Origin of the sequence: Prauserella sediminis (assembly GCF_014195435.1) — a bacterium.
GTDB classification, from domain to species: domain Bacteria; phylum Actinomycetota; class Actinomycetes; order Mycobacteriales; family Pseudonocardiaceae; genus Prauserella; species Prauserella salsuginis.
In genome coordinates, this window is the sequence record NZ_JACIBS010000001.1 from 3,796,738 (window position 1) to 3,815,204 (window position 18,467).

Annotated in this window: 13 protein-coding genes and 1 pseudogene; 12 read left to right on the forward strand and 2 right to left on the reverse strand. The window is 66.0% G+C overall.

Features of this window, described 5'->3' with window-relative positions; translation table 11 throughout:
- Positions 1–26: 26 nt before the first annotated feature.
- The 5 genes and pseudogenes from dctP to FB384_RS17245 all read left to right on the forward strand — a co-directional run bounded on the left by dctP (position 27) and on the right by FB384_RS17245 (position 4,829).
- Positions 27–1,118, forward strand: a complete 1,092-nt coding sequence (gene dctP / locus FB384_RS17225) for a TRAP transporter substrate-binding protein DctP (protein ID WP_183784336.1) — start codon at positions 27–29, stop codon at positions 1,116–1,118.
- A complete protein-coding gene (locus tag FB384_RS17230; RefSeq protein ID WP_221212768.1) occupies positions 1,115–1,813 on the forward strand; it encodes a TRAP transporter small permease in 699 nt (232 codons plus the stop codon). The genes dctP and FB384_RS17230 overlap by 4 nt, the downstream gene beginning before the upstream one ends.
- A complete protein-coding gene (locus FB384_RS17235; RefSeq protein ID WP_183784338.1) occupies positions 1,810–3,087 on the forward strand; it encodes a TRAP transporter large permease in 1,278 nt (425 codons plus the stop codon). Before FB384_RS17230 ends, FB384_RS17235 begins: the two co-directional genes overlap by 4 nt.
- A 54-nt stretch (positions 3,088–3,141) precedes the next feature.
- Positions 3,142–3,942 carry a crotonase/enoyl-CoA hydratase family protein gene (locus tag FB384_RS17240; RefSeq protein ID WP_183784340.1) on the forward strand — a complete coding sequence of 267 codons (801 nt, stop codon included), beginning with the start codon at positions 3,142–3,144 and terminating at the stop codon, positions 3,940–3,942.
- Positions 3,943–4,192: 250 nt separating this feature from the next.
- Positions 4,193–4,829, forward strand: a pseudogene (locus FB384_RS17245) (maleylpyruvate isomerase family mycothiol-dependent enzyme).
- A gap of 263 nt (positions 4,830–5,092) precedes the next feature.
- Here FB384_RS17245 and FB384_RS17250 read toward each other — a convergent pair.
- On the reverse strand, positions 5,093–5,770 hold the full coding sequence (locus tag FB384_RS17250; protein ID WP_221212769.1) for a GntR family transcriptional regulator: 678 nt from the start codon (positions 5,768–5,770) through the stop codon (positions 5,093–5,095).
- 114 nt (positions 5,771–5,884) lie between these two features.
- On the opposite strand from FB384_RS17250, the gene FB384_RS17255 reads away from it, so the two are divergent.
- The 7 genes from FB384_RS17255 to FB384_RS17285 all read left to right on the forward strand — a co-directional run bounded on the left by FB384_RS17255 (position 5,885) and on the right by FB384_RS17285 (position 16,254).
- Complete coding sequence (locus FB384_RS17255; RefSeq protein WP_183784342.1) at positions 5,885–7,381, forward strand: fumarylacetoacetate hydrolase family protein; 1,497 nt, start codon at positions 5,885–5,887, stop codon at positions 7,379–7,381.
- Positions 7,378–8,337, forward strand: a complete 960-nt coding sequence (dapA, locus tag FB384_RS17260) for a 4-hydroxy-tetrahydrodipicolinate synthase (protein WP_183784344.1) — start codon at positions 7,378–7,380, stop codon at positions 8,335–8,337. Before FB384_RS17255 ends, dapA begins: the two co-directional genes overlap by 4 nt.
- Entirely contained in the window at positions 8,334–9,827 is a 1,494-nt protein-coding gene (hpaE, locus tag FB384_RS17265) for a 5-carboxymethyl-2-hydroxymuconate semialdehyde dehydrogenase (protein WP_183784346.1), read from the forward strand. Before dapA ends, hpaE begins: the two co-directional genes overlap by 4 nt.
- Positions 9,828–9,856: 29 nt before the next feature.
- Positions 9,857–10,930 (forward strand): 3,4-dihydroxyphenylacetate 2,3-dioxygenase, encoded by a 1,074-nt coding sequence (hpaD, locus tag FB384_RS17270; protein ID WP_183784348.1) that lies wholly within the window; start codon positions 9,857–9,859, stop codon positions 10,928–10,930.
- Positions 10,927–12,393, forward strand: a complete 1,467-nt coding sequence (locus tag FB384_RS17275) for an NAD-dependent succinate-semialdehyde dehydrogenase (protein WP_183784350.1) — start codon at positions 10,927–10,929, stop codon at positions 12,391–12,393. The genes hpaD and FB384_RS17275 overlap by 4 nt, the downstream gene beginning before the upstream one ends.
- A 54-nt stretch (positions 12,394–12,447) precedes the next feature.
- Positions 12,448–14,415 (forward strand): FAD-binding monooxygenase, encoded by a 1,968-nt coding sequence (locus tag FB384_RS17280; RefSeq protein ID WP_183784352.1) that lies wholly within the window; start codon positions 12,448–12,450, stop codon positions 14,413–14,415.
- Positions 14,416–14,823: 408 nt separating this feature from the next.
- Positions 14,824–16,254, forward strand: a complete 1,431-nt coding sequence (locus FB384_RS17285) for an aldehyde dehydrogenase family protein (RefSeq protein ID WP_228726056.1) — start codon at positions 14,824–14,826, stop codon at positions 16,252–16,254.
- 1,270 nt (positions 16,255–17,524) lie between these two features.
- Here FB384_RS17285 and FB384_RS17290 read toward each other — a convergent pair.
- Positions 17,525–18,352 (reverse strand): SDR family NAD(P)-dependent oxidoreductase, encoded by an 828-nt coding sequence (locus FB384_RS17290; protein ID WP_183784354.1) that lies wholly within the window; start codon positions 18,350–18,352, stop codon positions 17,525–17,527.
- Between the last annotated feature and the right edge of the window lie 115 nt (positions 18,353–18,467).

An 18,467-nucleotide genomic window follows, 5' to 3' on the forward strand; every position in this document is an offset into this window, starting at 1 on the left:
CCTCACGTAAATCGGGGTGTTCAATGGTGATCAGACCCTCTTTCCGCCGACGCCGATGGGCTGCGGCGTCGTTGGCGGTCGCGCTCGCAAGTGGGGTTCTCGTCGGCTGCGGTCAGGTTGGGCCGCACACGGCCGAGGATGGGACCACGGTCCTCCGGATCGGCGACAGCTTTCCGGCCAGTCATCCGATCGATGTCGGCGGGGTGATCCCGTTCCGGGAGTATCTCGAGCAGAACGGCCCCGAGGTCGGACTGGACGTCGAGTACTTCGCGAACGGCCAGATGGGCGAGCAGGGCGACATGCCGACCTTGTTGCGGAAGGGGGTCGTCGACTTCGCGCCCGTGTCGCCGGCCTATGTCGGCACCGAGCTTCCGATGTCCAATGTGGGCGATCTTCCGGGGCTGGTTCCCGACGGTTGCACCGGAGCAGACGCCGTTCTCGACGCCATGCAGCCTGGCAAGACCCTCTTCGAGGAGGAGCTGAAACCACACGGCGTCCGGCCACTCTGGGTGGCGCTGGTGCCGGACTACGAGATCCTCGGCACGAAGCGGCCGATCGAACGTCCGCAACAGGCTGCGGGCCGGTTGATCCGGAGTACCGGCGGCGTCGCGGACCGGGTGGTGGACCATGTAGGGGCGTCCGGCGTCTCGATGCCGCTCGGTGAGCTCTTCGAAGCCATCTCGCGAGACACCGTCGACGGAACGATCGCCAGTCCGGTGAGTATCGCGTCCTACAAGCTCGGCGAGGTGCTCGACTTTGCGACCGTCGGCGCCCGACTCGGCTCGTTCACGGTCACGTTCTCCGTGAGCGAGGGAATCTGGCAGCAGCTCGACCCGGAGCAGCAGCGGGTGGTCCGCGAGGCCGCCGAGGTGGCACAGCGCGGGGTGTGCCGCTCGCTGACCAAGGCTGGTGGGAATGCAGTTGAGGAAATGCGCCGCCAGGGTGTGGAACTCGTCGAGGTTGGTCCGGAGCAGCGCCCCGAGTGGGATGCCGTTGCCGAGCCCGTGCAACAGAACTGGGCGGCCGACCTCGAATCGATCGGCCTGCCCGGCCGACGCGTACTGGCCGAATTCGAGCAATCGTTGGCCACGCAGGCGCGGCAGGGGGAGAGCCGGTGAACATCGCGAAGAACGACGTTGCCCGCGTGTCCGGCGAGACGTCCCCGACGTTGGTACGCGTCAATGGTCAACCCGGCACCGCCATCGAGACGACGACCGGATTCCGTACCCACGACCACCCCCGGCTGGACCGTGTACAGAACGCGGTCTCGGGCATCTGCGCCGTACTCGCCGGGGCCGCTCTGGTCGCCATCACCGTGCTGACCGTGGCGGAGGTCGTGGTACGGAACCTCTTCGACAGCCCACTCGGATGGAACGTCGGCCTTGTCGAGCAGTACCTGATGATGGCGATGGCCTTCTTCGGTCTCGTTACCGCGTACCGCACCGGCTCACATATCGCGGTGTCCACTCTGTACGGCCGCTTGCCCGCGATGGGCCAGAAAGCACTGACCCTGCTGGGCGAGCTGGTCATCGTGTTCGGGTTGGCATGGTTGCTGGTCGCGGGTATCGACTCCGCCGCGTTCGCGTTCCAGACGCAGGAGCAGCCCGTCCCCGGGTCGGCCGACCTGCCGTGGCCCACGTGGTGGTGGAAATCGATCATGCCGCTGGCCGCCCTGCTCGGGCTGGTCATCGTCGGCATCGACCTTTACCGCGAGCTGATCTCGCCGTGGAACGCACCGTGCACCGATTACACACCGAGTGACGTGCCGACAGAGGTCGACGCCGCCATCGCCGAGGGAGGCCACAGCCGATGACTGCCCTCCTGTTTACCGCACTCCTGCTGATACTCATCATCGTTCGCGTTCCGGTATCGTTCGCCGTCCTCGTGACCGGCATCGTGGGGCTGCTCTACCTGGGCACCGACCAGCAGGTCATTGGCGTGATCGAGACCGCGGCTCCGAGCTCGGTGATGAGCTACACGCTTTCCGCTGCGCCACTGTTCATCTTCATGGCACAGCTGATTCTCATGTCCGGCCTGGTCGACTCGCTTTTCCTCGCAGCCCGGACTGTGGTCGGCCGTGTCCGGGGTGGCACGGCGTTGGCGTCCGTCGCTGCGGGCACCGCGTTCGCAGCCGTATCCGGCTCGAGTACGGCGTCGGCCGCCACTCTCGCCTCCACCTCGTCCGGTCAACTCATCCGGGAGGGGTACGCGCCCCGTACAGCCACGGGGATGATCGCCGTCGTCGGCACCTTGGCGGCGATGATCCCGCCCAGTGTGATCCTCGTTTTCTATGCGATCACCGCCGAGGTCAGCGTGGGCGACACCATCGTGGCGGCCGTGACGCCCGGGCTGCTGGTCGCCCTGGCCCTCGTCGTCGTGTTGTACGTGCTGATGACGTTGCGACCCGACGCGGCGCCACGGGGCGAGGCGACCGCACTGGCCGTCAAGGCGAAGGCGGTTCTCCCGGCGCTGCCGATCCTCGTGTTGTTCGGCGCGGTCGTCGGTGCCATTTACACCGGCGTCGCGACTCCCACGGAAGCAGCGGCCGTCGGCTGTCTCGCGGCATTCGTGCTCGCAGCTCTCCGACGGAAGGTGACGCGTGCTGCGCTGACCAAAGCTGTCGTGGACACCGTCAAGACCAGTGCGATGATCTTCGCGATCATCGTCGGTGCGGAGGTTTTCGGCCATTTCCTCACTGAGACGGGAGTCGCCGACTCGCTCGTCACCGCGATCAGCGGACTCTCGTTGCCCGTTGCCGCCATCATGCTGATGATCGGTTTCGTCTATGTCGTGCTCGGGTTCTTCATGGACCAGATCGCGATCATCGCACTGACCGTGCCGGTGGTGCTGCCCATCGTCACCGAGCTGGGATACGATCCGATCTGGTTCGGCATCTTCGTGGTGCTGTTGGCCGAGGTCGGCATGGTGAGTCCCCCGATGGGACTCAACGTCTTCGTCGTTTCACGGGTGACCGGCCGGACACCGGGCGAGGTGTTCCGTGGCGCCCTGCCATTCGCGGGCGCGATCATGGCGATCGGCGTCGCCCTTGTCTTCATTCCCGAGCTCGTGCTCTGGGTACTCGAATGATCCCGGAGTGAACAACAGCCCGTTCTGCCCGCGCCCACTTGGAGAATCCGTTTCATGAGCGATGTGTTGTTGATCGAACGTGCCGAGCACGTCGAAACATGGACGATCAATCTTCCCGATCAGCGCAATCCGATCTCCGGTGCAGAGATGATCGATGCGTTCGAAACCAACGTCTGCCGTGTGCAACAGGATCTGGACGTCCGCTGCGTAGTGCTGACGGGGGCGGGTTCAGCGTTCTCGGCGGGCGGGAATGTGACTGACATGCGCGAGAAACGAGGCATGTTCCGCGGTAACCCCTGGGAGATGCGCAACGGCTACCGGGACGGTATCCAGCGGATCCCCCTGGCGCTGGCCGAGTGCGAGGTGCCGATGGTGGCGGCGATCAACGGCCCGGCAGTAGGAGCGGGATGCGATCTCGCAATGATGTGCGATCTGCGGGTCGCCTCGACCACTGCCTGGTTCGCCGAGTCGTTCGTCCAGCTCGGCATCATCCCCGGTGACGGCGGCGCATGGTTCCTCACTCACGCCATCGGGCCTCAGCGGGCGGCTGAGATGGCGCTCACCGGCGACCGCGTCGACGCAGCCACGGCACTCGAATGGGGAATGGTGGCTCGCGTCGCCGATCCGGAGCGTCTCCTCGACGAGGCGAACGCACTGGCCGCCCGCGTCGCCAAGAATCCGGCGCACTCGACACGGATGGCTAAGCGGCTGCTCACGGAATCGCGCACGCAGGGCTTACGCCAGGTTCTGGAGCTCTCGGCAACCATGCAGGCTTTGTCGCACCACACCGCCGACCACGAGGAAGCCATGAGTGCGATGGTGGAGAAGAGAGTCGGCAGATTCGACGGTCGCTGACCAGCAGCCAATCGTGCAGGCGGGCCGGCGTCGTCCACCCGGCTTCGCTGCCCGGACGCTCCCGGCCGGGAACGCGGCCACGGACAAACGGTTCCGACCTGGCGCGATTTTGCGGACGTGCAGGTCAGGAGGGTGCCGGGTCGGATCTCGCGACTCGTCTCGCGGAAGGAGCAACGGTGTGAACGCGCGGCGCGACACGACGCTGACACGGGCCTGGATGCGGGACGGCACGGCCGTACTCATCGGCTGTATGGAGACGCTCGACGACGCCGCGTTCGGTGCACCGACGTTGCTTCCCGGTCGGACACGGGCACACGTTCTCGGCCATCTCGCCCGGAACGCCGAGGCGTTGACACGGCTTGCCACCTGGGCGCGTTCCGGTGTCGAGACGCCGATGTACATCGACCGCGACCAGCGCGATGCCAAGATCGAGGAGACGGCAACGCGTGCACCCGTTGCGTGCCGAGGTGCGGGACGCGGCGATCGGCCTCGAAGCCGCGTTGGACGCGCTGACCGAACCGCAGTGGCAGGCTCGGGTGCGCAGCGCGCTCGGCCGTGAGATCCCGGCGGCCGAGATTCCCTGGATGCGGGTGCGGGAAGTGTGGCTGCACGCGGTCGACCTCGAGGCCGGCGTGACGGTCGACGCCTTACCTCCTGCGCTGATCGATGTGCTCCTCGACGACGTGACGGCCGCGTTGTCGAGGAAAGAAGGGTGTCCGAACCTGACATTGGCGCCGGAGGACCGTTCGACCAGCTGGGACCTCGGTGACGCCCCGGCGGGATCCACCGTCACGGAAACGGCAGCTCGCCGGCTGGCTGACGGGGCGGGTGCCTCGCCCGGATCTGCCCACGGTTCCCGCGTGGTTGTGCCCCGGTCGGAGCCGTAGCGCATCGCGGCTTCCGGAAAGAAACCGAGGCTGGACACGATCACGGCAGCGGTGGTCCGCGCGTGCATGGCCCCGCGAGTGTTCCGTCCGAGCTCCAGCTGCCGTGTCCTCGTTGCGGGGAGCGGCTTGCCACGACTGAAAGCGCCATCGAGACGGTCGACGACCGCGGGTCACCGGATCCACCGGCATCGTGTTCATGGGGTTGCACCGGGCGCAACGGCACCGGCAGCACTCCCGGCGGCCTCGGGCTCGGTGACGTAGCGCTAGCTCGGGGCGTGCTGGAATTTCAGCAGGGCGTCGATGGTCGCGGTGCGGTGGCGGCGGGCGGCGAGTTCGATCTCGATCGGGTCGGCCTTGCTCTCGATCAGGTTGACCAGCTCGTCGTGCTCGGCGACTGATTCGACTGCGCGGCCGGGAACGAAGCTGAAGGTCGAGCTGCGCAGCATGCGCAGCCGGCTCCAGCCGCGGTGCACCAGGCTGATCAGGTGCTCGTTCGGGCAGTGCAGGAACAGGGCTTTGTGGAACTCTTCGTTGAGCTCGGTGAAGCGGCGCGGGTCGAAGTGCTCGAGGCTGTCACGCATGCGCTGGTTGATCTCGCGCGCTTTGCTGACGTCGTCGCTGGTCAGCAGTGGTGCGGAGAATCCGGTGGCGGCGCCTTCGACGACCGCGAGAGTCTGCATGGTGGTGACGTACTCGCCCTCGTCGACCAGGGCGACCTGTGCGCCGACGTTCTTCTCGTAGGTGACCAGTCCCTCGGCTTCCAGCCGGCGGACAGCCTCGCGGACCGGGACGGTACTCACGCCCAGTTCGGCGGCGAGTTGGCTGAGCACCAACCGGTAGCCGGGCGTGAAGCGGTGCGAGACGATCCGGTCGCGGAGCCACTCGTAAGCCAGCTGTGACTTGCTCGCGGTCATGCCTTCGGCCGGTGCATCGCTAGTCATGAGCCCTCATTTCGACGATGTGACGCTCCATTTTGCCGGACCGTGGTCCGTGCCCGGAGATGCGTGTCCATCTCCTGTTGAGATCAGATATGTCATCGTATACGATCCTGTGTCATGTCGTCCGATGCAGTTCGTTCTCCAGCTGATGGCCTCGCTCACCACCCGCTCGTCGGGCGGCCGGGCAAGGTCATCGCGGTGCACCTGAATTACCCGTCGCGGATCGCCCAGCGGGGACGGGTGCCGTCGAAGCCGTCGTACTTCCTCAAGCCGGTGACCTCCTTGGCGGTCACCGGTGAGTCCGTGGAACGCCCGGCGGGTGCCGAGCTGTTGGCCTTCGAGGGTGAGATCGCGCTGGTCGTCGGTAGGACCGCCCGGCGGGTGTCGAAGCAGGACGGTTGGACGTACGTCTCGGCCGTGACAGCGGCGAACGATCTCGGCCTCTACGACCTGCGCGCCGCGGACAAGGGGTCGAACCTGCGTTCCAAGGGCGGCGACGGCTACACACCGCTCGGTCCGGATCTCATCCCCGCCGCCGAGATCGACCCGACGAACCTGCGGGTGCGCACCTGGGTCGGGGACCAGCAGGTCCAGGACGACTCAGCAGGCACCGTGGTGTTTCCGTTCGGAGAACTGGTTGCCGATCTGTCCCAGCTGATCACCCTCGAACCCGGCGACGTCGTGCTCACCGGCACGCCCGCCGGTGCGTCGGTGGTCGAGCCGGGTGACGTCGTGGAGGTCGAGGTGGACGTGCCCGGCACCGACTACACGACCGGCAGGCTGCGCACGACCGTCGTCGAGGGGACCGAGCGGCTGCCGGAGTTCAGCGCACAGCCGGCGGTCGACGACCACCAGCGCGCCGAGGCGTGGGGAAGTGGCGAGGCCGCCGGCCTGCCGGCTCCGTTCGAACTCACCGACGAGATTCGGGCGAAGCTGCAGAAGGTCGCGGTGGCCACGTTGTCGGCCCAGCTGCGCAAGCACGGCTACAACCAGCTGTCCATCGACGGCGTACGCACCAACAAGCCCGGCAACAAGCTCATCGGACGTGCTCGCACGCTGCGCTTCGTCCCCGCCCGGGAGGATCTGTTCCGCAATCACGGCGGTGGTTACAACGCGCAGAAACGCACGTTCGACTCATTGGAGTCGGGTGACGTGCTGGTCGTCGAGGCGCGAGGTGAACGCGGCAGCGGCACGGTCGGTGACATCCTCGCATTGCGTGCGCAGGTGTTGGGAGCGGCGGGCATCGTCACCGACGGTGGTGTGCGTGACTACACCACCGTCGCCGATCTGCAGATCCCCACGTTCTCCAACGGTCCGCACCCCGCGGTACTCGGGCGAAAGCATGTGCCGTGGGACAGCGACATCACCGTGGCCTGCGGCGGCGCGACCGTGCAGCCGGGCGATGTCATCGTCGGCGACGACGACGGCGTACTGGTCATCCCGCCCGAGTTGCTCGACGACGTACTCGACGCCGCCCTCGAGCAGGAGGCCGAAGAGGAGTGGATCGCCGCCCGTGTTGCCGAAGGCGCGGCGGTCGACGGGCTCTATCCGCTGACCGGCGAATGGCGTCGCCGCTACGAGGCGGAGCGAACAGGACAGGAAGGAACGCAATGACGAACTGGCGCACCCGCCCCGAGCAACTGACAGGATCGATCGCCCCGGTGATCACCCCGTTCACCGACGACGGTGCGGTGGACCACGAATCCCTGGCCAACCTCGTGAACTGGCAGCTCAAGCAGGGCTCCGACGGGATCTCCATCGGTGGTTCCACCGGCGAACCCAGCGCGCAGACGATCGACGAGCGCGCCGATGCGATCCGCACCGTCCTCAAGACCGTCGACGGGCGCGCACCGGTCGTGCCGGGAACCGGATCGGCCAAGCTGGACGAGACGATCGAGCTCACCGGCGCGGCCTACGAGGCGGGCGTGGACGCGGCGCTGATCATCACGCCGTACTACGCGCGTCCCACCCAGGAAGCGCTGTACGTCTGGTACAAGACTGTCGCCGAGGAATACCCCGAGCTGCCGATCATCGCCTACAACGTGCCGAGCAGGACGGCGGTGGAGATCGCGCCGGAGACGGTGGCCAGGTTGCACCGGGACGTCCCGAACTTCGTGGGGATCAAGGAAACCACCAAGGATTTCGAGCATTTCTCGCGGGTGATCAAGGCGGCCGGTCGGGATCTGCTGGTGTGGTCGGGTATCGAGCTCTTGTGCCTGCCGCTGCTGGCGCTGGGCGGCACAGGTTTCGTCAGCGCCACGGCCAACATCGCGCCTGGGGCGACGAAGAAGATGTACGAGGCATTCCACAGTGGACGCATGGACGAGGCACTGGACATCCACTACGGCGTGCACCCGCTGGTCGACCTGATCTTCGTCGAGACCAACCCGGCGCCCGTGAAGTGGGTGCTGGCCCAGCGCGGCCTGATTCGCTCCGGCCACGTCCGCTCGCCGCTGATCACCCCGACCGATGCGGGCAAGGACAAGATCCGCGCCCTGCTCGACGAGGGCGCCGACTATCTGTCGCCGGTCGAGGACACCGACACCATCGCCGGAGGGAACCGAGCATGAGTATTCAGCACGTACCGGAGAACCTGCCCAAGCGTATTCAGCACTTCATCGGCGGGGAATTCGTCGACAGCCTCGACGGCGACACCTTCGAGGTCCTCGACCCGGTGTCCAACCAGACCTACCTGGAAGCGTCCGCTGGCAAGCAGGCCGACATCGACCGCGCCGTCGCCGTCGCCCACCAGGCATTCGAGGAGGGGCCGTGGCCGGGAATGTTGCCGCGGGAACGCGCCCGGATCCTCAACCGCATCGCCGACATCGTCGAGACCCGCAACGAGCGGCTCGCTGAGCTGGAGACCTTCGACACCGGCCTGCCGATCACTCAGGCGCTCGGGCAGGCCAAGCGGGCCGCGGAGAACTTCCGGTTCTTCGCCGACCTGATCGTGGCGCAGGCCGACGACACCTACAAGGTGCCCGGCAAGCAGATCAACTACGTCAACCGCAAGCCCAAGGGCGTGGCCGGGCTGATCACTCCTTGGAACACGCCGTTCATGCTGGAGAGTTGGAAACTCGCACCGGCACTGGCCTCCGGATGCACGGTGGTGCTCAAACCCGCTGAGTTCACGCCGCTGTCGGCCGGGTTGTGGCCGGAGATCTTCCGCGAGGCCGGAGTTCCCGACGGGGTGTTCAACATCGTGCACGGCTATGGCGAGCAGGCCGGGGACGCGCTGGTCAAGCACGAGAACGTGCGGCTCATCTCGTTCACCGGCGAATCGGCCACCGGCAGTCTGATCTTCGCCAACGCGGCTCCGACGCTCAAGGGCCTGTCGATGGAACTCGGCGGTAAGAGCCCGGCGGTGGTGTTCGCCGACGCGGACCTGGACGCCGCGATCGACTCGACTGTGTTCGGAGTGTTCTCGCTCAACGGCGAGCGCTGCACCGCCGGCAGCCGGATCCTGGTTGAACGCGGCGTTTATGACGAATTCGTGCGCCGGTACGTCGAACGTGCGAAGAACATCAAGGTCGGCGATCCGCACGACCCGGCCACTGAGATCGGTGCGTTGGTGCACCCTGAGCACTACGCGAAGGTCACCGAATACATCGAGATCGGCAAGACCGAAGCCACGCTGGCCGCCGGCGGTGGACGCCCAGCGGGTTCGGAGTCCGGAAACTACGTGCAGCCCACGGTGTTCGTGGACGTGCCGCCGACGGCGCGGATCTTCCAAGAAGAGATCTTTGGTCCGGTCGTGGCGATCACTCCGTTCGACACCGACGAGGAAGCGCTGCGGTTGGCCAACGACGTGAAGTACGGGCTGGCCGCCTATGTGTGGACCACGAACCTGGAGCGGGCCCACAATTTCGGCCAGCGCGTCGATGCGGGCATGGTCTGGTTGAACTCGCACAACGTCCGGGATCTGCGCACCCCGTTCGGTGGCGTGAAGGCCTCCGGCCTCGGCCACGAGGGCGGTTACCGCTCGCTGGACTTCTACTCCGACCAGCAGGCCATGCATATCTCGCTGGCTCCCGCCCACACCCCCAAGTTCGGCGCCTGAGCGCCACGCATGCGAAGGACTGTTCAACGATGACTGTCTCGGAATCTCCGGCGGAGCTGGCTCCTCCCGACATCGTGCGCTGCGCCTACCTCGACCTGGTGGTCACCGACCTGGCCAAGGCGCGCGAGTTCTACGTCGACGTGCTCGGCCTGATTGTCACCGAGGAGGACGACGAGGCGATCTACCTCCGCACGCTGGAGGAGTTCATCCACCACAACCTGGTGCTGCGTAAGGGACCGGTCGCGGCCGCCGCGGCGTTCGCCTACCGGGTGCGTACGCCGGAGGACGTGGACCGCGCCGAGCAGTGGTTCGCCGCGCGTGGTTGCCGTACCGAGCGCCGGGCCGACGGGTTCGCCAAGGGCATCGGCGACTCGGTGCGCGTCACCGATCCGCTCGGGTTCCCGTACGAGTTCTTCTACGACGTCGAGCATGTCGAGCGGCTCGCGTGGCGCTACGACCTCTACACCCCGGGTGCACTGGTGCGGCTGGATCACTTCAACCAGGTCACCCCCGACGTCCCGACGGGGCGGAAGTACTTGGAGGACCTGGGTTTCCGGGTGACCGAGGACATCCAGGACGACGAGGGCACCACCTACGCGGCGTGGTTGCGGCGCAAGGACACCGTGCACGACACCGCCCTGACCGGCGGCGACGGGCCGCGGCTGCACCACATCGCGTTCTCCACGCACGAGAAGCACAACATCCTGTCGATCTGCGACAAGCTGGGCGCACTGCGGATGTCGGACGTCATCGAACGCGGTCCCGGACGGCACGGGGTGTCCAATGCCTTCTACCTCTACATCCGCGACCCCGATGGTCACCGGATCGAGATCTACACCCAGGACTACTACACGGGTGACCCCGACAACCCGACGGTGACCTGGGATGTCCATGACAACCAGCGCCGCGACTGGTGGGGCAATCCCGTGGTGCCGTCCTGGTACACCGAGGCATCCCCGGTGCTGGACTTGGACGGCAACCCCCAGCCACTGAAGGAGCGCACCGACAGCAGCGAGATGGCCGTCACCGTCGGTGCTGATGGGTTCTCCTACACCCGCAAGGGCGGCGAGGACAAGGGCTTCAAGCTGGGAACCTCGCTATGAACGCGACAGAGAGCGACCTCCTCGGACGCATTCCCACCGAACTGTTCGTGGCCGGAAAATGGCTCCCGGGAAGTGGCGGCACTTTTCCGGTGCACGACCCCGCGACCGGCGTGGTGCTTGCCCAGGTCGCAGATGCCGCACCCTCGGATGGTGCCGCCGCGTTGGACGCTGCTGTGGGCGCGGGACGGGATTGGGCGCGCACCGCACCGCGGCGCCGCGCCGAGATCCTTCGCCGCGCCTTCGACCTGGTGCAGGAGCACGCCGAAGACCTCGCCCTGCTGATGACCCTGGAAATGGGCAAACCGCTGCAGGAGGCACGCGGCGAGGTCGGTTACGGCGGCGAGTTCCTGCGTTGGTTCAGCGAGGAAGCGGTCCGCATCGATGGCCGCTACGGTGCCAGCCCTGAGGGCAACGGTCAGATGGTGGTGACCCATCGGCCGGTCGGTCCTTCGCTGCTGATCACGCCGTGGAACTTCCCGCTGGCGATGGCGACGCGCAAGATCGCACCGGCCCTGGCCGCCGGCTGCACGGTCGTGGTCAAGCCACCCGCCCTGACTCCGCTGACCACCCTGATGCTGACCCGGCTGCTGGAGCAGGCGGGAGTGCCGGAGGGTGTGGTCAACGTGGTGACGACGACGAAGTCGGGTGCGGTGTGCGGGCCGTTGATAAGCGATCCGCGACTGCGGAAGCTGTCGTTCACCGGCTCTACGGAGGTCGGCGTGCGGCTGCTGGAGCAGGCGGCCGGGGGAGTGCTGCGCACCAGCATGGAACTCGGCGGCAATGCGCCGTTTCTGGTCTTCGAGGACGCCGACCTGGACGCGGCGGTCGACGGCGCGCTGGCCGCCAAGTTCCGCAACATCGGACAGGCCTGCACCGCAGCCAACCGGTTCTACGTCCACGAGACCATTGCGGAGGAGTTCAGCCGGCGCGTCACCGAGCGCGTCGCAGCGATGAAGACGGGACGCGGCACAGACGACGGCGTCGACATAGGGCCGCTGATCGAGCCCAAGGCTGTCGACGGCGTTGCAGCCCTCGTTGACGACGCGGTCGATCGCGGCGCTCGTGTCCGCACCGGTGGGGCTCGAGGAGAGGGCCCGGGCACCTTCTACCTTCCGACCGTGCTCACCGACGTGCCACCGGACGCGGAGGTGATGCGGCAGGAGATCTTCGGACCGGTGCTGCCGATCGCTACCTTCGCCTCGGAGGGGGAAGCGATCGAACTGGCCAATTCGACGCCCTACGGCCTCGTCGGCTACGCCTACGCACGTGACACCCGCCGCGGTCAACGCCTGATCGAAGAGATCGAGACCGGGATGATGGGCCTCAACGTCGGAGTGGTCTCCAACGCGGCCGCGCCGTTCGGTGGAGTCAAGCAGTCCGGTCTCGGCCGCGAGGGCGCCCGGGAAGGAATCCTGGAGTACCTGGAAACCAAGTACACCCTGATGCCCAGCCCCTACGCGTGAGGCCTGTTCCATCGCGGAAGGACCGACTTTCTCGCAATGACGTGAGGAGAAATCGTGCAGTTTCACCACCACGGCTACGTGTCGGGTGATCCCCGCGTTCAGCCGGCTGCCGGGACCGGTGTGGATCGTCCAGCTGAGCTTCCCGACGAGGTCGACGTCCTCATCGTGGGCAGTGGTCCCGCGGGGATGATCGCCGCCGCTCAGCTTGCCCAGTTCCCACATATTGTGACGCGGGTAGTCGAACGTCGACCGGGGCGACTGGAGGTCGGGCAGGCCGACGGCATTCAGGCGCGCAGCGTCGAGACGTTCCAGGCCTTCGGGTTCGCTGGGCGGATCACAGAAGAGGCCTACCGGATCACAGAGATGTGCTTCTGGGCGCCGGACCCGGACAACCCCGAGAACATCGTGCGTACATCCCGTGCTCCCGACGACGCGACGGGCGTCAGCGAGTTCCCGCACCTGATCGTCAACCAGGCGCGCGTGCTGGACTACTTCGCCGAGGCCGCGCGCAACGCACCGGCGAGGCTGGAACCCGACTACGGCTACGAGTTCGTCACCTGTGAGGTCGTCGACGAGGGGCAGTACCCGGTCACGGTGACGTTGCGACGCAGCACGGGCCCGAACGAGGGCGAGCAGCGGATCGTGCGCGCGAGGTACGTGGTCGGTTGTGACGGCGCGCGCAGCCGGGTGCGCGAGTCGATCGGACGGGAACTGGTCGGCGACCAGGCCAACCACGCCTGGGGTGTGATGGACGTGCTCGCCGAGACCGACTTCCCTGACATCCGCACCAAATGCGCCATCCAGTCCCACGACGGAGGGAGCATCCTGCACATCCCGCGCGAGGGCAACCACCTTTTCCGGATGTACGTCGACCTCGGCGAGGTCGCCGAGGTCGACCACGGCAAGGTCCGCGAGACCACCCAGGCTGAGGTGGAGGCGCGGGCCAACCGAATCCTGCACCCCTACACCCTGACGGTGAAGCACGTCGCCTGGCGCAGCGTCTACGAGGTGGGGCACCGGCTCGCCGACAAGTTCGACGACGTCCCCGCTGAACTCGTGGGTACCCGAACGCCGCGCGTGTTCATCACCGGCGACGCGTGCCACACCCACAGTGCAAAGGCCGGACAGGGCATGAACGTGTCCATTCAGGATGGATGGAACATCGCATGGAAACTGGGACACGTGCTCGACGGCCGCGCCCCGGAATCGCTGCTGGACACCTACTCCGCCGAACGCCAGGTCATCGCGCAGAACTTGATCGACTTCGACCGAGAATGGTCCAGCATGATGGCCGCCAAACCCGAAGAGCTCGGTGAACCCGGGGCACTGGCCGACTTCTACGTCAAGACCGCCGAGTTCCCTGCGGGACTGATGACCCAGTACCAACCGTCGCTGATCACCTGCGCGGCCACGCACCAGGAACTGGCAACAGGGTTTCCGGTTGGCAAACGCTTCAAATCTCACCCCGTGACGCGGGTGTGCGATGCCAACCCGGTGCACCTCGGTCACCACCACCGTGCGGACGGGCGCTGGCGGATCTACGTTTTCGCTGACCGCCCGCAGGCGGGACAGCCCTCGAGGGCGTGGGACTTCGCCGAGTGGATCGCCGGGTCGCCGCAGTCGCCGCTCGCCTACACACCCGACGATGCCGACGTCGACGCCTGGTTCGACGTCAAGGTGATCTACCAGCAGGACTACGCCGCCGTCGACCTGGCATCGGTGCCCCGGGCGTACCTGCCGAAGGTCGGCCCCTACGGCGTCGTCGACTACGAGAAGGTCTACGCCGCCGATACGACCGACGACATCTTCGACGCGCGCGGCATCGACCGGGACGGCGCGCTCGTGGTCGTGCGCCCCGACCACTATGTCGCCCATGTGCTGCCGCTGGAGTCCACCGACGAACTCGCGCTGTTCTTCGCCGGCATCTTCGGAGCCAAGGGACACACTCCCGATGTGAGCACTACGGCAAAAGCCGGGGGAAAGGACGACACCCACTTCGTGTCAGCTCGAACGATGTCGTGAACATCGCGGCGATGCGGTGTAGGGATGAGGCGCCGTAGGTGTACTGCGCCCCTGTCGCGGTGTGCATGAGGCGAGTGGCGACCACTGCCTCGGTGAGGAGGCCGGGACGTGGACGGTGGCCATGGAGGCGTTCGTCCCGAGGCTGGCCACTGTCAGGTGGTGGCCGCCGGATTTCATCTCGTGGTGGGTCCACAGGACACTCAGAGAACCAGCACCCTCGGGCCCTTCAGCGCTGTCCTCGTCGAGTGTGTGCGCTGCGGCGAGGTGTAGTCATCTCCAAGCAGCGTGCACGAGACGACTAGAAGTGTGCGTAGTAATGCAAGGTCAGAACGCCCACTTTGGTTCATCATACGAGATGTACGAGGGACGCCCGGCCGAGACGTCGGGCTACGACAGGGGAGTGCAGAGATGGTCGCCCATACCGGTATCGAGCAGATGGCCTTCGACGAGCTGCTGCGGGTTATCCAGGCGGAGGCCGGTGGTAAGGAGATCAAGGACCCGGCCACCGGTGAGACCGTCGGACGTGCCCCGGAACATGAGGAAGGGCACCTCGACAGCGCCATTGCTGCTGCCCACGCTGCCCAGCCGGGCTGGGCAGCACTGGGGCACTCCGAGCGCAGCGCCTGCCTCAACCGTGCTGCGGACGCGGTCGAGGCGAATGCCGAGGGGCTTGCTGTCCTGTTGTCCCGAGAACAGGGCAAGCCACTCAACGGACCGAACGCTCGCTTCGAGGTTGGTGCCTGTGCAGCGTGGCTACGGACCACCGCAGCGTTCGAACTCGCGCCGGAGTTGGTGGTCGACGACGATGGCGGACGCGCGGAGCTGCACTACCGGCCGTTCGGGGTAGTCGGTGCGATCGGCCCGTGGAACTGGCCGATGATGATCAGCATCTGGCAGCTCGCCCCGGCGCTGCGGATGGGCAACACGGTGGTAATCAAACCGTCCGAGAACACGCCGCTGTCAGTGCTGGGCCTCGCACATGTGCTTAATTCCGCACTACCGGAAGATGTACTTCACGTGGTCGCCGGTGGACGCGAGGTGGGTCAGGCGCTGGCCTCCCATCCCCGCATCGACAAGGTCATGTTCACTGGGTCGACCGCCGCCGGCAAGGCCATCATCCGTTCTTCCGCAGACACCGTGAAGCGGTTGACCCTCGAACTCGGCGGCAACGACGCCGGCATCGTTTTGCCCGACGTCGACCCTGCGGCCGTCGCCGAGGACCTGTTCTGGGGCGCGTTCATCAATACCGGTCAGACCTGCGCAGCGCTCAAGCGACTCTACGTTCACGAGGATGTGTACGAAGGGGTCGTCGAATCTCTTGCTCAGGTGGCCGCGACCATGTCGATGGGAAACGGCCTCGACGAGGGGAACGTGCTCGGCCCGCTGCAAAATAAGGCCCAATACGACATCGTTGCCGAGCTCGTCGAGTCGGCAAAGGATGAGGGCGCCCGAGTCGTCGTCGGTGGAAACCCCGCCGACGACCAGCCGGGTTACTTCTATCCGACGACCCTCGTCGCGGATATCAGCAACGAAAACCCGCTCGTGACCCGCGAACAGTTCGGTCCGGCTCTCCCGATCATCAAGTATTCGACGATTGACGAAGCTGTGGAAATGGCCAACAGTCTCGAGGTCGGTCTCGGTTCGTCTGTGTGGTCGTCGGACCGGGATCGCGCGCTCGCAGTAGCGGCCCGATTGGAAGCCGGAACCGTGTGGATCAACAAGCACGGTGCAGTAGACCCCCGCATCCCGTTCGGCGGTGCCAAGCAGTCCGGCTACGGACTGGAGTTCGGGGTCGAAGGGCTCAAGCACCTCGCCCAACCGCAGGTCATTAGCTACTAGCTCGCGGCGCTTTGCCCGGTGAGTACGAGGATTCTGGGCCCTCGCATTGAGTTTGGGGGTGTCCCTATGTGGTTGGTCAAACTGCGGCCGCGGCGGTGGGGACGGGCTGGGGTGTCGGTAGTGGGTGTGGTTGCGAAGCATGGCGTATAGGAAGCCCGCGCCACCATGACCGGCGGGGCACCGGTCGTGGCCGACTGATCGACCACCATCACCAAGCGGCCCGTGGGAACCGAGCTTGTCGAACAGCGCCCGCAGCTTGGGTTCGCTGTTGGACAGCAGTCCGTCACGCAGCCGCCGTCCGGCAGGGCTCAGGGCCCATCGCATGGGTCGCCCTTGCCGACATCCAACCCGAGGACCACGCCATAACCGCTGGTCATTTGCCGGGCCTTCCGTCCGTCGCAGGTGGTCGCAAGCCTGAGTATCGACGGCCGGCACCCACGCCTGCGAGGAGACCTGCCCAAGGCCGTCGTGTCCCTATTCAGCGGTCCCTCGGTGCCACCAGGCCCGGTGGCACCACCTCGGATCATCCTACGAATGGGGCATCAGCCATGCCGGACCTAGCGACCACAGCCCCCGACCAGGAGCCACGAAAAAGGTAACGGGGCACGGTAGGGTCGTTCACCTGGAGTCATTCCCGGCGAGGTCGCTCCGGTCGATGGCTGCCGAAGGACCTAGACCCGAGCTGGTTCTTGGTGGCTGGGCCCTGAGCGGCTCGCTGTTCGAGGTGCTCGTCGTCGGGAAATGTGTCTCCCGAGTCGATGCAGCCTGGAGCTCGTTGCGGGAAACGCCGGCGTGGTCGTGCCGCGCCAGCTCGGATTCCACTCCCCGCCGGCCCCTCCAGATGATCCGGGTCGTACTCGGTCGCCCGGGACCAAACCCAGCGGGCGACGGAGTCTGCCAACACGAGGTGAGCTCCGAAAATGTGGGCCATGTCGAACAGGTCGGGAGAACGCGTCATGACACGTCCGGGCTGGGGGCCGACCGGCACCAGATCAACGGGCCGAAGACGCAGACCCAAGTTATCGACCGTGGAGCTCGACATCGGAGAGGAACGCTGAACTGGCTCAGCTGGTTGATCAGTGCTCGCCGTGTGCCGTTGGGATGATGTGTGACTGTTAAACGTTCTCGCCAGGCGCTCAACTCCGCTAGTTCCCGAAGGGGCGCACCAGCACGAAGAGGTCGAATTGGCCACGATGGAGTTCTGGATACAGGAGCGGAGTGGCTGCCCCGACAACTCCCAACCGATCGGGATTCTCGGATAAGCGCGGGGTCATGGGTGCACTGAGAATCGTGAGTTGAACGCGACGGTCCCCACATCGACGGCGCTGTGCCCGCCGTCTACCGGCAACACAGCGGCGTTTACGTAAGAAGCCGCTGGGGATAGCAGCCAGGCGATAACAGCAGCCACCTCCGCGGATGTCGCTGGACGAGAAAGCGGCGTGAGAGAGGTGGTGAGGTCGTATGCTTGATCAACGTCAAGGCCATGCTTCTGTGCTAGGTCGGCCATCTCCTCGTCAGCCATCTCGGTTCGAGTCCATCCTGGACAGACCACGTTCGCGCGAACCCCTTGCGGTCCGTAGTCGACGGCAACTGACTGCAACAGCATGTTGAGGCCAGCCTTGGTGGCGTTATAGCCACAGTTACCCTCGGAAGCGCGGAGTGCACCGACCGAGGACACGCCAACGACAGCCCCTTGCGATTTCACGAGGTGTGGAAGCGTGAGATGCAATAGTCGATACGGTGCCGTCAGGTTTGTCTCCAACATGGCGGACCAATCGCGCTCGCTAAGTTCCGATACTGGTGCAGAGCGCACGAGACCGGCGTTGAGGACAATGCCGTCTATCCTGCCAAATCGGTCGACAATTCCGTCGACCATAGTACGCACGGCGTCCGTATCCGTGATATCTGTGACTACGGGATGGATTCTGGGCGAATCAGCTACCTGCTCGAGGACAGCTGATCGGCGTCCGCAAATGACGACCGTCCAGCTCATCGCTGCAAGCGCTCTGGCAACCGCTGCGCCGATGCCGCTTCCTCCGCCGGTGATGAGAATCACAGGGTTGCTGCCACGGGTAGGAGAGGCGACGCTGTCGGCCATGAAATGCTTGCCTTTCAGAGGTCCTTAGTATGTCCACTCAATAAGCGTGGTCGACGCCGAGTCACGGCGGGGATCACAGGGGCTCACGCTGAGGCGCACACCCCGTAGGTATTCA

Excerpts from the sequence above, each read along its gene's own strand:
- FB384_RS17235 (WP_183784338.1), top strand. The coding sequence starts at position 1,810 with ATGACTGCCCTCCTGTTTACCGCACTCCTGCTGATACTCATCATCGTT.
- FB384_RS17240 (WP_183784340.1), top strand. The coding sequence starts at position 3,142 with ATGAGCGATGTGTTGTTGATCGAACGTGCCGAGCACGTCGAAACATGG.
- FB384_RS17250 (WP_221212769.1), bottom strand. The coding sequence starts at position 5,770 with ATGACTAGCGATGCACCGGCCGAAGGCATGACCGCGAGCAAGTCACAG.
- FB384_RS17255 (WP_183784342.1), top strand. The coding sequence starts at position 5,885 with ATGTCGTCCGATGCAGTTCGTTCTCCAGCTGATGGCCTCGCTCACCAC.
- dapA (WP_183784344.1), top strand. The coding sequence starts at position 7,378 with ATGACGAACTGGCGCACCCGCCCCGAGCAACTGACAGGATCGATCGCC.
- hpaE (WP_183784346.1), top strand. The coding sequence starts at position 8,334 with ATGAGTATTCAGCACGTACCGGAGAACCTGCCCAAGCGTATTCAGCAC.
- hpaD (WP_183784348.1), top strand. The coding sequence starts at position 9,857 with ATGACTGTCTCGGAATCTCCGGCGGAGCTGGCTCCTCCCGACATCGTG.
- FB384_RS17275 (WP_183784350.1), top strand. The coding sequence starts at position 10,927 with ATGAACGCGACAGAGAGCGACCTCCTCGGACGCATTCCCACCGAACTG.
- FB384_RS17285 (WP_228726056.1), top strand. The coding sequence starts at position 14,824 with ATGGTCGCCCATACCGGTATCGAGCAGATGGCCTTCGACGAGCTGCTG.
- FB384_RS17290 (WP_183784354.1), bottom strand. The coding sequence starts at position 18,352 with ATGGCCGACAGCGTCGCCTCTCCTACCCGTGGCAGCAACCCTGTGATT.